This window comes from Bacillus sp. AP8, from assembly GCF_000321185.1.
Taxonomy (GTDB): domain Bacteria; phylum Bacillota; class Bacilli; order Bacillales; family DSM-1321; genus Bacillus_AD; species Bacillus_AD massilioanorexius.
On record NZ_CAPG01000064.1, the window covers coordinates 24,264 to 39,137 of the forward strand.

General features: G+C 35.3%; 14 protein-coding genes. All 14 read right to left on the reverse strand.

From position 1 onward, the window contains the following. Nucleotides 1-143: 143 nt before the first annotated feature. Nucleotides 144-776 carry a response regulator transcription factor gene (locus tag BN349_RS15375; protein ID WP_019243221.1) on the reverse strand — a complete coding sequence of 211 codons (633 nt, stop codon included), beginning with the start codon at nucleotides 774-776 and terminating at the stop codon, nucleotides 144-146. Then, entirely contained in the window at nucleotides 754-1,857 is a 1,104-nt protein-coding gene (locus BN349_RS24075; protein ID WP_019243222.1) for a sensor histidine kinase, read from the reverse strand. The genes BN349_RS15375 and BN349_RS24075 overlap by 23 nt, the downstream gene beginning before the upstream one ends. A 409-nt stretch (nucleotides 1,858-2,266) precedes the next feature. Then, complete coding sequence (prmC, locus tag BN349_RS15385) at nucleotides 2,267-3,130, reverse strand: peptide chain release factor N(5)-glutamine methyltransferase (protein ID WP_019243223.1); 864 nt, start codon at nucleotides 3,128-3,130, stop codon at nucleotides 2,267-2,269. A 3-nt stretch (nucleotides 3,131-3,133) separates the two neighbouring features. Continuing rightward, nucleotides 3,134-4,204, reverse strand: a complete 1,071-nt coding sequence (gene prfA / locus BN349_RS15390) for a peptide chain release factor 1 (RefSeq protein WP_019243224.1) — start codon at nucleotides 4,202-4,204, stop codon at nucleotides 3,134-3,136. Between the two features lie 187 nt (nucleotides 4,205-4,391). Beyond that, nucleotides 4,392-5,864 carry an O-antigen ligase family protein gene (locus BN349_RS24080; protein WP_019243225.1) on the reverse strand — a complete coding sequence of 491 codons (1,473 nt, stop codon included), beginning with the start codon at nucleotides 5,862-5,864 and terminating at the stop codon, nucleotides 4,392-4,394. 228 nt (nucleotides 5,865-6,092) lie between these two features. After that, the gene (locus tag BN349_RS15400; RefSeq protein WP_019243226.1) at nucleotides 6,093-6,716 is read right to left on the reverse strand and encodes a thymidine kinase; all 624 of its coding nucleotides are present in this window, start codon (nucleotides 6,714-6,716) and stop codon (nucleotides 6,093-6,095) included. A 52-nt stretch (nucleotides 6,717-6,768) separates the two neighbouring features. Then, the gene (locus BN349_RS25935; protein ID WP_148335146.1) at nucleotides 6,769-6,951 is read right to left on the reverse strand and encodes a hypothetical protein; all 183 of its coding nucleotides are present in this window, start codon (nucleotides 6,949-6,951) and stop codon (nucleotides 6,769-6,771) included. Nucleotides 6,952-7,076: 125 nt separating this feature from the next. Next, nucleotides 7,077-7,286 carry a 50S ribosomal protein L31 gene (gene rpmE / locus BN349_RS15405; RefSeq protein ID WP_019243227.1) on the reverse strand — a complete coding sequence of 70 codons (210 nt, stop codon included), beginning with the start codon at nucleotides 7,284-7,286 and terminating at the stop codon, nucleotides 7,077-7,079. Between the two features lie 173 nt (nucleotides 7,287-7,459). Then, complete coding sequence (rho, locus tag BN349_RS15410) at nucleotides 7,460-8,746, reverse strand: transcription termination factor Rho (protein WP_019243228.1); 1,287 nt, start codon at nucleotides 8,744-8,746, stop codon at nucleotides 7,460-7,462. A 739-nt stretch (nucleotides 8,747-9,485) separates the two neighbouring features. Beyond that, nucleotides 9,486-10,448, reverse strand: a complete 963-nt coding sequence (gene glpX / locus BN349_RS15415) for a class II fructose-bisphosphatase (RefSeq protein ID WP_019243229.1) — start codon at nucleotides 10,446-10,448, stop codon at nucleotides 9,486-9,488. A 287-nt stretch (nucleotides 10,449-10,735) separates the two neighbouring features. Next, entirely contained in the window at nucleotides 10,736-12,019 is a 1,284-nt protein-coding gene (locus BN349_RS15420) for a UDP-N-acetylglucosamine 1-carboxyvinyltransferase (RefSeq protein ID WP_019243230.1), read from the reverse strand. 214 nt (nucleotides 12,020-12,233) lie between these two features. Continuing rightward, a complete protein-coding gene (fsa, locus tag BN349_RS15425) occupies nucleotides 12,234-12,878 on the reverse strand; it encodes a fructose-6-phosphate aldolase (protein WP_019243231.1) in 645 nt (214 codons plus the stop codon). Nucleotides 12,879-13,185: 307 nt separating this feature from the next. After that, the gene (locus BN349_RS15430) at nucleotides 13,186-14,043 is read right to left on the reverse strand and encodes a class II fructose-bisphosphate aldolase (protein ID WP_019243232.1); all 858 of its coding nucleotides are present in this window, start codon (nucleotides 14,041-14,043) and stop codon (nucleotides 13,186-13,188) included. Between the two features lie 271 nt (nucleotides 14,044-14,314). Further along, the gene (locus tag BN349_RS15435; protein ID WP_019243233.1) at nucleotides 14,315-14,686 is read right to left on the reverse strand and encodes a response regulator; all 372 of its coding nucleotides are present in this window, start codon (nucleotides 14,684-14,686) and stop codon (nucleotides 14,315-14,317) included. Nucleotides 14,687-14,874: the final 188 nt, after the last annotated feature.

Here is a 14,874-nt window from a genome sequence, read left to right on the forward strand (position 1 = left end):
CCATTAACTTTCCATTCTAAAATCTCCCGTATGAGCCCCACACCCTCGTCAACCTTTTTAGCAACTGCTTTATTCCTAGAATTTAATAAAATACAACTTACAATAACAGCCAAATAAAAAAACAGCTTTTTGAGGCTGCTTTTTTAAGAAATATTATGCTTTACTACATAAATGGCTAATTGAGTACGATCACGTAATTCAAGCTTATGTAATATCACAGAAATATGATTTTTCACTGTACCAATAGTTAAGTATAACTCCTGAGCAATTTCTTTATTCGTTTTACCTTCTCCAACACATTTAGCAATTTCTAGTTCTCGTGAAGTTAATGGTATCTCTTGTTCTTTATGTAATGTGTTTGACAGCAACCTTGGAATAACCCTTGCTGTTACCTCTTCCTGAATAGGCAAACCACCTTTTAGACAGCTTTCAACTGCCGTAAGAAATCTATGGCTATCGGCTGTTTTTAGTAAGTAACCATTAGCTCCTTCTTTTAGTGCCTCCAATGCATATTCATCATCGTTGAAGGTCGTCAAGATTAAAATTTTCACAAGTGGCCAACGTTTCCTAATAACCCTAGTTGCTTCTATCCCATTCATTTCTGGCATCCTGATATCCATAACAACGAGATCAATATGCATTTTCTCTAATAATCGAATTGCTTCTTTACCATCAGCCGCTTCACCTACGACAACCAAATCCTTATGCTGCTGTAACATCATAATAATTCCTTGCCTAACAATGCTTTGATCTTCAACTACCAATAGTCTTGGCATGCGGTTTTCTCCTTTTCTCAGGGAATGAACCTCTCACTACAAACTGATCATCCTCATAATAGACATGAAGCTGACCACCTAATTCCATCATTCTTTTTTTCATGTTTTCTAATCCAAAACCATAGAAAATTGGATTTTTCTTTTCAACCTTGTTTTTTACAGTAAATTCAAGATCTTCTGTAGCCGTTTTGCTTAGAATCACCTTCACTTCACGAGAATAAGCATGTTTCATTGCATTTGTTAGAGCTTCCTGGAGCATTCGATATAGCATAACATTCTGCTCGTTAGAAAGTGTCAAAGATAACACTCCTTTTTTTGTAGTAAAAGCTATATAAATATGACTTTCAGATTCTAGCTTTCTTATTAACTGTACAACCGAGCCTATTCCCTCATGCTCTTCAGTTTGCAATGCTTTCACTGCTAGTCTAGTTTCCTGCAAACTGTCTTCTGCTAGCTGAAATAAATCTTTATAATTGTCATCGTTATTCATTGCTTTCATTTTTATAAGCATAAGCAATGAGGTTAATTTATGACCAACTGAATCATGAATATCACGAGCAATTCTTGTTCTTTCTTCTAAACGTGCTACTTTTTCATTTTTATAGGCGAGCCGCTTTAATTGTCGATATTCTTGTAGAAGTCCGTTATATAAATCAGTCTTCTCTTCATTTTGTAATTGCTGTTGTTTATATAATAATGAAAAACTCATTATGCCTAACAAGAACAATCCCCATTCGATTATCATATTTTGATGGTAGATTAACTGAATAATAATAGATATGGTCAATATGCATGTTTGCACAACATACTTTTTAAAGGGGACGTCCATTAATGAATCAAAGTGGATGTAAAGCATAATAAAAAGCATAATACTATTCGAACTGCCTATATATAAAATATGCAAAATTATAAATTGAATATACTGAAAATAATACCGATGTTTAAGGGGAGCTGCTAAATAATATAATGCTGTAGAACAAGCCATGCCAAGTAAAAAATAGGATAAATACTCATTTGTCCACTCATAAGTAAAAAACACACCGTAAAGCAGCAAAAAAATAACCAATCGGATATACCCCATCTTTCATAACCACCTTTGTATCGCTACTTAAAAAATAACAATAAATTGTGCAAATAACAAGGCTGTGGAAGCAAGAAGGGTTTTATATTATTTACGTAAAATAAAAGGCTGTTTTCACTAACTTTATCGTCCATGAATATATAGTGAAATTGGCTGAGTTAAACTCCACTCCAGGATGTTCGCTTTCTCAGAGGCGGGCGGTGAGCATCCTCGGTACATAGTGCCTGTGGGATTTCACTCCCGCTGCTCCCACAGAAATCTCACGAACCTTGCCTTCAATCAAACTTTTTATAATAAGTTTATTTACCGTACTTATTTCAATACAACATTTTTTAGAAAACACCCAATAAAAAAGGCCGCCCTATAAGTCATTGTAGAAAACTTATAAAACCGCCTATTTAACGGATGATTATTTCTTTCTTTCCGCAAAAACCATCCTGTCTTTCCCATTAATATCATATTCAATTGAAACACTCGCTTCTGGTAAAGCCCGTTTCAACAAGTCAGCTACTTGTGTTCCTTGTCCAGCACCAATTTCAAATCCAATCAGATATGTGTCATTTACAACAAGAGGAAGTTCCTCCATAAATCGTCGATATAAGTCTAACCCATCTTCTCCAGCGAATAAAGCAGTATGTGGCTCATAGTCCGTCACTACATTCGACATCGTTTCAATATCTTGATTAGGTATATAAGGAGGATTAGAAAGAACAATCTCGAACTTCTGATTAGCTTTAATAAATGGTTGAAGTAAATCGCCCTGTACAAAAGTCAGATTTGCTTTTAGCTCTTGTGCATTGTCCTTAGCTACATCTAAAGCATTCTCCATCAAATCACTAGCTGTCACTTGAAGAGCGGGCTTTTCAAGCTTTAGTGTAATAGCAATTGCACCACTTCCTGTTCCAACATCAATCAATCGCAAATTTGATTGATCTGGAAAAATGGATGGTATCTTATTCAATGTATGATATACAAGCTCTTCTGTTTCAGGACGCGGTATTAAGACTTGTTCATTGACTTTAAATGTGCGCCCATAAAATTCTTCGTAGCCAATTAAGTATTGAACAGGTACTCCTTTCACATGCTCCGAAACAAATGATTCAAATTGACTCCACACAGTATCACTTAATTCATCTTGAAGATTTGCAAATAATTGAGAACGAGAACATTGTAATAAATGTCTTAATATTAACTCACCAGCATTTTCATCACGTTTATGTTCTTTTAAAAAAGAAGAAGCCCAATGGAGGGCTTCATATATTCTTTTACTCAAGGCTTATTCACCTTCACTTTGTAGCTTACTAGCTTGATCTTCAATAATTAATGCATCGATTACTTCGTCTAGCTTACCTTCCATAATTTGATCCAGCTTTTGGATTGTTAAACCAATACGGTGGTCCGTTACACGATTTTGTGGGTAGTTATACGTACGAATACGCTCAGAGCGATCCCCTGTACCAACAGCTAGCTTACGATTCTGATCGTATTCAGCTTGTGCTTCGCTTTGGAACTTATCATAAACACGAGCACGCAATACTTTCATCGCTTTATCTCTATTTTTATGCTGAGACTTCTCATCCTGACACGTAACAACAATACCTGTCGGAATGTGTGTTAACCTTACCGCTGACATTGTTGTATTAACACTTTGACCACCAGCACCTGAAGATGCATACGTATCAAAACGGATATCTTTGTCATGAATTTCAACTTCTACATCTTCCGTTTCAGGTAAAACAACTACTGTAGCTGTTGATGTATGAATTCTTCCACCAGATTCCGTTTCAGGAACACGTTGCACTCGATGTGCACCATTTTCAAACTTCAGCTTAGAATAAGCACCATTACCATTAATCATAAAAATAATTTCTTTAAAGCCACCTAAACCAGTTGCATTCGCTTCTATAACTTCTGTTTTCCAGCCTTGCATCTCAGCATAACGGCTGTACATGCGATATAGATTTCCTGCAAATAGAGCTGCCTCGTCTCCACCTGCTGCACCGCGAATCTCCATAATAACGTTTTTATCATCATTAGGGTCCTTTGGAATAAGAAGGATTTTCAATTTCTCTTCTAAGCTTGTCATCGTTGCACTAAGCTCACTTACTTCTTCTTTTACCATTTCACGCATATCGTCATCTAGCTTTTCCTCAAGCATTGATTTAGCATCATTATATTGCTCACGAATATCTTTATACTCACGATAAGCTTCAACAGTTGCTTGAATGCCAGATTGTTCTTTTGAATATTCTCTTAACCTTTTAGGATCATTTACAACATCTGGATCACTTAAAAGTTCATTTAATTGATCATAACGATCTTCTACTGCCTGTAATCGATCTATCACAGTTTTTCACCTCGAATTTTTTCCATACCATATCTATTATATTATGACGCTGAATGAAGGTCAAAAGTCCTTCGATTTTATTTTTAAAGGATTTCTAACGCTTCTTAGCTTGTTCTACTATAAAAAATAGTAGTGCAAACCAATGATTTGATCCACACTACTATTGTGCTTTATCTAACTTTGCTAATTAGTTATTGATTGGACCTTCTTTTAGCTCTCGATTTTTCGCAAATACTATACCTAATAATCCAAACATATAAACTGTAACTGTTTTATCTTCCCAAACGTTATATACTATGCAACTAGCAACTACGGCTAGGAATAATAACAGGGTGAACATCGTTTCAGATTGCTTTCTATATTTAACTAAGAAAACGAAAATAGAGATTAAAAACACCGCGAAAGCTAGTACACCTAAAACACCTGTTTGAGCAATAACTTGGATGTACTGATTATCTGTATAGATTCCCTCACGCATCTCATATTTTTCATATATAGGCGATCCATATCCAAGGGAAGCTGAATCTCCAAAAGTGGCAAAGCCTGATCCAATGATTGGATAATCTTTAAACACTTCAAAGCCTTTTTTTACAATCCATAAGCGTCCACCAGTGGCACTTTTACTTAATGTATCTTTTTCAAAAGTCTCTTTTAAGCGATCGGTCTGTGAATTTCCTTCGTCTTCACCAGAATCAACACCTGGTTCTTCCGGCACTTCTGTAGCAGTTGAGTGAAAATCTAAAGCTTTTGTTACTGGCTCCACTACATACAATGCTAGAATAGCTGATAGGACAAAGACTCCTGCAATTTGGAAAACATTCTTCCAACTTCTTTTCCAAACCACATATACAAGTAAAGATACCCCTAAAGCTAATGCAGTTCCACGTGAATATGTTAAAACACTCGTAACTCCCATTAAAATGATACCAACCCAAACTAGCTTATTCTTCCATCCAGTTAGTTGGGACTTAAGGTAGAATGAAAGGAATAACGCGATGACAAGGAATGATGCTAGTACATTAGGGTTCTTCGCAAGCCCATACACGCGTCCTCCATTTGTTGGACTGATGGCAAAGCCTTCCCACGCTGATGGAAATAGCATCGTTTTGTCAGAAATCTTTTCAATAATACCAAAAACAGATAAAACGATAGCTACAATGAAGGTTGTCCATAAATACCATTGAAAATCTTCTTTTTTAAATACTAAGCGCTTCATGATGTAAAACACAAGATATGCAAGTAAAAATGCTCGCAATTGCGTAATAATAGCTGAAATTGAAACATCATTTAAAAAGGCTGAAACAGCTCCGATTGCACAAAAAGCTAGAAAGGCTATTTCAAACCAGTGAAAGCGAAATAAGCTAGTAAGTTGCTTTCTTGATGCTACCAGAATGTGCAGTAAACCACCAAAAATAATGATTTCCCCCACTGCTTTAAGGTCTCCGTTCATTTCAATAAAGAACGAACGCGCTGGAAAATATATTAACAAGAAAGCTAAACCTTTTGTTGGAAATAAAAAAGTATAGACTAATAATCCAGCATACAATACTAAACTAATAATAGTAGATGGGACCACAAGCGACAGTGCAAATACGAGTAGCAAGGCTATAAAACCAATTATTTGCACAGATGTTGAATTCAAATTCCCTTTTTTCATCATATGAAATCTCCTCTATTTATAATCCTTTATTTGCTTTAAAAGGAACGATTAAAAATCGATAAAAACCATTAAGATTGTATCATATTATTCAAGCTTTTGTGTAAAAATATTTACCTTGGATAAGCATTATTCCTTTACTTATCCAATCTCCCCTTTTTCAACATAAAGAAAAAGCAGTGTGTGTATAGACTTCTCCACAATGCTTTTTCAGAATAAATTTATATGTTCCTATATGACATTATTTACTTCCTTAGGAGAACATGGAGCTTCCGCATCTCTACCAGGTACTTCATGATGATGGCGACATCTTGGCTCATATGCTTCTGATGCTCCAACTAAAATAATTGGATCATGATAATTAGCAGGTCTATCATTAATCAAACGTTGTGTTCTACTAGCTGCTCTACCACAAACTGCACATACTGCTTGAAGTTTGGTAACTGACTCTGCAAGCGATAACAGCTTAGGTACTGGTCCGAATGGCTCACCACGGAAATCTTGATCTAGTCCTGCTAAAATCACTCGATATCCACTATCCGCAAGCTGCTGAGCTACCTCAACAATTTCTTCATCAAAAAACTGCACTTCATCAATAGCAATTACATCAAATTGCTCATCTACGTGATCAAAGATATCTGTTGATTTGACGATGGATTTAGCCCAAACAGATGTCCCATTATGAGAAACAACTGCTTCTTCCGCGTATCTATTATCGATTGCTGGCTTAAACACGACTGTCTTTTGTCGTGCAAATTGTGTACGACGAACTCGTCTAATTAGTTCTTCTGATTTTCCCGAAAACATACTACCACAAATTAGTTCCATCCACCCTGCTGGTTTTTTTTCGTACACGAAATCATCTCTCCTTCCTATGTAAAGCCACTAACATAGGTAGTGCTTCATCTTAATCGATTCTTCTATTGTAACCTAAAATAGGCTTAACTTTCGCTGATTTATTTAAAAATAGATGTGTTAAACTTCTTCTTGTTACTAATGAATCCAACTCGTTCGTTTCATGCTGACCGAGTGCACCAAACCTCTTCTCTGTGATTTCTTGTCTGTATCCCTTCTCCCACAAGAGTCTCACGGCTTTGCATCACACGCTCAAGCATATAACTATTTTGTTGAAAATAAGTTATAAATATATATAAATTCCTAGTCAAAGAAAAAACAGGCAAGAAAATGTGCTTGCCTGTCTTTATACAATAATAATTATTGTTGAGTTTTGATACCATATTTTTTGTTGAAGCGATCAACACGGCCACCAGCTTCAGCAAATTTTTGACGTCCAGTGTAGAATGGATGGCACTCAGAACAAGTCTCAACTCTAATATCTTCTTTTACTGAACCAGTTTCAAATTCGTTACCACAAGCACACTTAACAGTGATTTTGTTGTAATTTGGATGAATTCCTGCTTTCATTCTTTTCAGCTCCTTCCGCCCTGAATCATTTCCTGAATCAGAGTTATATGTTGAAAGGTAAAAGAACCTCTCAGCTTCATAATCAAACATGCTTTTTATTATATCAAGCGATAAATGGATTTGCAACTTAATGTTATGTCATACGACAATTATTTACAAATATTATTTTGGTATTACGTCTCTGTTCTTTTACGACGAGAACTCGGGCTTTTCATTTCAACATCTAGTATATTAAAAAATTCTTCATTACTCTTAGTTTGTCTAAGTTTACGCAAAAATTTCTCTGCAAAATCTGGAGTATCAGACATCGTTTTTCGTATAGCCCAAAGCTTATCTAGCTGATCTTTCGGGATAAGCAGTTCCTCTTTACGAGTACCTGAGCGTCGAATATCAATGGCTGGGAAAATTCTTCTTTCTGCCAATGAACGATCTAAATGAAGTTCCATATTACCAGTACCTTTGAATTCTTCATAAATAACATCATCCATACGTGAACCAGTGTCAATTAATGCTGTCGCTAAAATAGTTAAGCTACCGCCCTCTTCAATATTTCGCGCTGCTCCAAAGAATCGTTTTGGACGGTGAAAAGCAGCTGGATCAATCCCACCTGAAAGAGTCCTTCCACTTGGTGGAATATATAAATTATAAGCACGTGCTAAACGAGTGATACTATCCATTAAAATGATTACATCTCTCTTATGCTCAACAAGTCTCATCGCTCTTTCTAAAACAAGCTCTGCCACCTTAATATGATTCTCAGGTAGCTCATCAAATGTAGAACTTACTACATCACCTGCAACAGAACGTTCAATATCCGTTACTTCTTCAGGACGTTCATCAATGAGAAGAACAATTAATTCTGCTTCTGGATGATTTGTTGTAATGGCATTTGCTACTTCTTTAATCAGCATCGTCTTACCTGCTTTAGGTGGAGCGACAATGAGACCACGTTGCCCAAAACCGACAGGAGCAAGTACATCCATAATTCTTGTTGATAAATTTCGTTGTGAAGTTTCTAATTTTATTTGACGGTTAGGATATAAAGGAGTTAAACCAGGGAAATGCACTCTTTCTTTTGCTGTTTCAGGATCATCTCCATTAACAGCTTCTACATGAAGTAGACCGTAATATCTCTCATTCTCTTTTGGCGGTCTAACCTTCCCTGATACTTTATCTCCATTTCTTAAATCAAAACGACGAATTTGTGAAGCAGAAATGTAAATATCTTCCGAACTTGGAGAGTAGTTAATCGGACGAAGGAAGCCAAAACCTTCAGACGGAATAATTTCCAGTACGCCCTCCATGAATAATAATCCATCTTGCTCTGCCTGCGCTTTTAAAATGGCAAAAATCAGTTCCTTTTTGGTCAATTTGCTGTAATAGGAAATTCTGTACTCTTTAGCTAATTCGTATAGCTCTTTTAATTTCATGTCCTCTAAATGAGAAATGGTTAAATTCATATGTACACCACACTTTATAGTAATAACAATAATAATTGGCATTTCATCATACTATTCAGCTATAAATATTTATAAATTAAATAAGGGTTCTTAATTAATAGCTATTGAAGATTGATATTGAAGGAAAGTGCCAAATAACATTTGAAAATCAGGGGTAATTTGCAGAATTACAATTTTACAATTGATTAATACATTTATTGTACTTCTATAAATAAAATTGTTCAACAAATAACACGATAACAATACGAAAAACAGATGTTAGGCTTTGTCGACCTTATATTATGTAAATTTTACTAGTTCTTAATACTCTATATGAAATCCATTTTGGATAATTTATTTCTTCATTTCATATCTTCTGTTGAATGATAAAATAAAAAGCTCAACTGAATTGTTAGGCTTTAAACAAACATATAAACTATTTATTTTTTCGCATTCATCTTTAAGAATGTTGTTTCTACTACATATTATCCATTTTATATCCAACATCGTCTATTTTACTCAAAAATATTCAAAAAATAAATATTTTTTCGAATTTAATTGCATAATTTTGAGAATAAAAGTTTAAAAAGAACATTTTTTTCTTTTTTCCCTATTCCTTTTCTATTTTTATTCCTGGTTAATAAGCACATCAACATATAAAAGAATGGTACATTTTAGACAAAAAGAGGGTTTATGGTAAAAAACGTCTTCACCTAACCCTCTTTTCTTATTAAAAATTAGAAGAATATCTAAACATCTATTACTTCATGACAAATGTCGGTTTTTTCTTCAAGCTATGACGTCCATCTACGAAACGTACAGTACCTGATTTAGCACGCATAACAATCGATTGTGTTTCTCCATAGTTTGCTTTAAATTGAACCCCTCTTAAAAGCTCTCCATCCGTCACACCTGTTGCTGCAAAAATCGCGTCGTCACCTTTAACTAAATCTTCCATACGTAAAATTTTCGAACAGTCTAGTCCCATTTTGATACATCTTTGTAACTGTGCATCATCCTCTGGAAGTAATTTACCTTGAATTTCTCCACCCAGACATTTAAGAGCAACTGCAGAAAGAACACCTTCTGGAGCTCCGCCGGACCCAAATAATATATCTACACCTGTTTGATCAAATGCAGTATTAATAGCTCCTGCTACATCGCCATCATTAATAAGCTTAATTCGCACACCTAATTCTCTTAATTGATGAATGATTTCATCATGTCGAGGACGATTTAAAATTGTTGCTACAACATCTTCAATATCTTTATTTTTCGCTTTTGCAACCGCGCGTATATTATCTTCAATTGATGCATTAATATCTATTTGCCCGACAGCTTCTGGTCCTACCGCAATCTTATCCATATACATATCAGGTGCATGTAGTAAATTTCCTCGATCTGCTACTGCAATAACCGCTAATGCATTCCAGCCACCAGCTGCAACAATATTCGTTCCTTCTAATGGATCAACTGCTACATCAACACCAGGTCCTTCACCCGTTCCAAGCTCTTCTCCAATATATAACATAGGAGCTTCGTCCATTTCTCCTTCACCAATTACAACAGTTCCTTGCATTGGCACTGTATCAAAAACGCGACGCATTGCAGATGTTGCTGCACCGTCTGCTTCATCTTTTTTTCCTCTTCCCATCCATCGTGCAGAAGCTAATGCTGCCGCCTCCGTTACACGTACAAGTTCCATCGATAAGCTTCTTTCCACTACTATTTCCCTCCAATAAATTGGTTAGTATAACACATTTATATATTTATAATAGCACATTTATTTTAAAATTACTTATTGTTACCTCTTTTTTTTATGAATAAGCTATGTAAATGACATTTTTTAATTCTTCCATATGGCATGTCACTTTGTAGAAGGCAAAAAAAAGAGCAATAATTTCATCTTTTCACATCTATCCTCTCGTTGAAAAAATGATATTATTGCTCTACGCATCATGTTCCTATATCCATCATCTTATTCGATTTTATCTATCACAAAACATTGTGTTAATTCTTTAACTGCTCGACTTCTTCAGCAGTCATCTTCTCTCTCCAAATTGTTGCTCCTAAACCACTTAGCTTGTCTACTAAATGACTATAGCCCCGATCTATATGTTCAACTCCAGTAATTTCTGTAATTCCCTCAGCCATTAAACCAGCAACTACTAAAGCCGCTCCCGCTCTCAAGTCACTCGCCTTTACTTTAGCTCCTTGTAATTGGATAGGGCCATTTATAATAGCTGATCGACCTTCCACTTTTATATTTGCATTCATTCGACGTAATTCATCAATATGTTTAAAACGAGCTCCATAAATTGTATCCGTCACAACACTAGAACCTTCTACTTTTGATAAAAATGTTGTAAACGGTTGCTGGAGGTCTGTCGCAAATCCTGGGTATACCAACGTTTTCACATCAACCGCTTTTAGTTTTTGTCCAGGAGTGACAAAAATTTGGTCATCTCTCGTATCAACATGAACCCCGGCCTCTCGTAGCTTTGCTATTAAGGATTCTAAATGTTGCGGGATAATATTATCGATTAATATCCCTTCACCAACAGCAGCAGCTAAAATCATATACGTTCCCGCTTCAATTCGATCAGGAATAATGGTATGTCGGCAACCACTTAATTTTTCCACACCATCTATTCGAATTACATCTGTACCTGCACCTTTGATTTTGGCTCCCATATTGGTTAACAACGTAGCAACATCAATGATTTCTGGCTCTTTTGCCGCATTCTCAATAATAGTGCGTCCTTTTGCAAGCACTGCAGCTAGCATGATATTGATTGTAGCTCCTACACTTACTACATCTAAATAAATTCTGGCACCACGAAGTTCATCTGCTCTTAAGTAAATAGCTCCTTGTTCATTCGTCACTTGCGCCCCTAGCGCTTCAAATCCTTTTATATGTTGATCTATTGGTCTTGGACCTAAATAACATCCTCCAGGAAGACCAATAACCGCTTTTTTAAACCGTCCAAGCATTGCACCCATTAAATAATAAGATGCACGTAATTTTTTTACCTTCCCATTCGGAAGAGGCATTGGAATCATTGAACTTGGGTTAACAGTCATTTCACCATCCTCAAACTCAACTGTTCCTCCAATTTCCTCTAATAAATCCTTTAGAATATTTACATCAGATATATCAGGTAAACCTTCAATCGTTACAGCTGATTCAGCTAAAATAGTAGCAGGGATAAGAGCAACCGCACTATTTTTAGCACCGCTCACTCTAATGGTTCCTTTTAGCGGATATCCACCAGCAATTTTAAGCTTTTCCATAATTAACTCCCTTCTAATTATTAGCAATTACAAAATAGGCTATTATTAATTATACAAAATTTTCCAAGAGAGAATTATACAATATTTCATTCTAATTTATAGTTTACACAAAAATTAAAAACTCATGTACCATTTCGCTAAAAAAATTAAAATAAGTCATAGGTCTTATATTAGGCCTATGACTTTTTATGAATGACTCTATATTTACTTATTATTAATTCTTTTTTGCTTCCCAATCAGAAAGAAAAGCTTCAATCCCTTTGTCAGTAAGAGGATGGTTGAAAAGTGACATAATTACTTTATACGGTACTGTAGCAATATGCGCACCATTTAATGCGGCTTTTGTAATATGCATTGGATTACGAATAGAAGCAGCAATGATTTCTGTTTCGATATCATGAATGGCAAATATATCTGCAATATCTGAAACTAGCTGAACGCCATCTTGTCCAATATCATCTAGTCTACCTAGGAATGGAGAAACATAAGATGCTCCCGCTCTAGCAGCTAACAACGCTTGATTCGCGCTAAATATTAATGTTACATTCGTTTTAATACCTTCTTTAGCAAATGTATGTACAGCTTTTAAGCCATCAGGAGTCATCGGGACTTTTACTGTCACATTTGGACTTATAGCCGCTAACTCACGTCCTTCCTTAATCATACCTTCGTAATCTGTAGCAATAACCTCAGCACTAACTGATCCTTCTACTAAGGAAGTAATTTCTTTAATTCTATCATGAAAGGACACATTTTCTTTTGCTACTAATGAGGGATTTGTTGTAACACCTGAAATAATCCCTAGCGCATGTGCCTCTTTAATCTCTTCAAAATTAGCTGTATCAATAAAAAATTTCATATTTCTAAATCTCCTTTTTATATATTATTTTCTGAATAATAAAACGAAAAAAAGATCTTCTACTATTGTAACTATAAGGCTACATCAAATTACACCTATTGTAAAAGAAAAAATGCTACTATTCTCTAACAAAGTTATACAGTCATATTTTTTTATTACATATGTATGAACCAAATAGAGAAAACAAATTTATAAATAGGTACTTTTAGCGTAACCCTACAATTTTATTAAAAGTCAGAAAAGCCAAGGAAATTCTAAAAAATAAAACCGCCTTTTAAAAAAGGCGGTTTTATTCTTTTTGTTAAAATTAAGCTTTGTTGCTTGAACCGAATTCACGGATTTTACCAACAACTGTAGCCTTGATTGCTTCGCGGCCTGGTACCATGTATTTACGTGGATCGTAAACTTCAGCATCAGCAGCTAACACTTCACGAACTTTCTTAGTGAAAGCAATTTGGTTTTCAGTGTTAACATTGATTTTTGAAGTACCTAAAGAGATAGATTTTTTGATATCTGCTTCAGGAATACCAGTTCCACCATGTAATACTAATGGCATGTTTGTTAAGTTTTTGATTTCTTCCATTTCTTTGAAACCAAGGTTTGGTTCACCTTTGTAAGGACCGTGAACTGAACCTAATGCTGGAGCAAGGCAGTCAATACCTGTTTTTTCAACAAGTTCTTTACATTCTTGTGCATCAGCATAGATAACGCCTTCAGCTACTACGTCATCTTCTTGTCCACCAACAGTTCCTAACTCAGCTTCAACAGAAACACCTTTAGAGTGAGCGTACTCAACAACTGCTTTAGTTGTTTCAACGTTCTCTTCAAATGGGTGGTGAGAAGCATCGATCATTACAGATGTGAAACCTGCATCGATTGCTTCTTTACATTTATCAAATGAAGAACCATGATCCAGGTGAATAGCAACTGGAACTGTAATCTTCATGTCTTCTAATAAACCTTTAACCATCATCACAGTAGTATAGAATCCGCCCATGTGACGAGCAGCACCTTCTGATACACCAAGGATAACAGGTGATTTTTCTTCTTCAGCAGCAGCTAAGATTCCTTGAGTCCACTCAAGGTTGTTAATGTTGAATTGACCTACTGCATACTTACCTTCTAAAGCTTTGTTTAACATTTCAGTCATTGAAACTAAAGGCATTCTATATTTCCTCCTTATGTTGTATCGTTCGCTCCATTTCTAACAGAGCTCCCTCAATAGAATTTTCCCTTAAAAATATGTAAACTATACGAAAAAACTTTGCGGGAACAACATTTTTTCCACTTCAAGCATACCAATACTCTTTCAATTTCTCAAGAAGATACACGGTACAGGTTTAATTTTCCACTGTTTTTTTTCTAATATATGTCCGTTTCTAGAATATTTTAAAATTTCTTTTGAAAATTCAAAGAAATAAATCGCTTACCTTGGATTATTTGGTTTGTATTGGTAAATGTTTTTTCACAGCTCCACGAATATCATCAATATCAAATGGCTTAGCAAAATGTGTAATGGCGCCCAAATCCTTTGCTTGCTGTATCATATCTAGTTCTCCATAAGCAGTCATAATGATTACAGCTATATCTCGGTCATGTTCTTTCATTCTTTTGAGAATCTCAATTCCATCCATTCCAGGAATTTTCATGTCTAACAATACCAAATCTGGAGCATGATTTTTGGCAATATCTAAAGCTTGAACTCCGTTTGCAGCTTGAAATGTAGTATAGCCTTCTTTTTGTAAAACTTCATTTAACAATATTCGTATTCCATATTGATCATCAACAATCAGTATTTTTTCCGCCACTTTCCTCACCCCTTGCAAATTTTATGTATATACATGCTTTTACCCATAATATCTACCTTAACAATGTTCTTTTTTTTTCGCGAAATTCCTTCAAAATTAAAAAAGTTCATTTCATATTTCCTCAATTATTCGCTTCTTCGACAACAATCTATTATAATGCTCATAGAAATTATTCAAAGGAGCTTCTT

Bases quoted from the DNA above. Each gene is read 5' to 3' on its own strand.
- BN349_RS15375 (WP_019243221.1), bottom strand. From the start codon at position 776: ATGCCAAGACTATTGGTAGTTGAAGATCAAAGCATTGTTAGGCAAGGA.
- BN349_RS24075 (WP_019243222.1), bottom strand. From the start codon at position 1,857: ATGGGGTATATCCGATTGGTTATTTTTTTGCTGCTTTACGGTGTGTTT.
- BN349_RS24080 (WP_019243225.1), bottom strand. From the start codon at position 5,864: ATGATGAAAAAAGGGAATTTGAATTCAACATCTGTGCAAATAATTGGT.
- rpmE (WP_019243227.1), bottom strand. From the start codon at position 7,286: ATGAAAGCAGGAATTCATCCAAATTACAACAAAATCACTGTTAAGTGT.
- rho (WP_019243228.1), bottom strand. From the start codon at position 8,746: ATGAATTTAACCATTTCTCATTTAGAGGACATGAAATTAAAAGAGCTA.
- BN349_RS15420 (WP_019243230.1), bottom strand. From the start codon at position 12,019: ATGGAAAAGCTTAAAATTGCTGGTGGATATCCGCTAAAAGGAACCATT.
- fsa (WP_019243231.1), bottom strand. From the start codon at position 12,878: ATGAAATTTTTTATTGATACAGCTAATTTTGAAGAGATTAAAGAGGCA.
- BN349_RS15430 (WP_019243232.1), bottom strand. From the start codon at position 14,043: ATGCCTTTAGTTTCAATGACTGAAATGTTAAACAAAGCTTTAGAAGGT.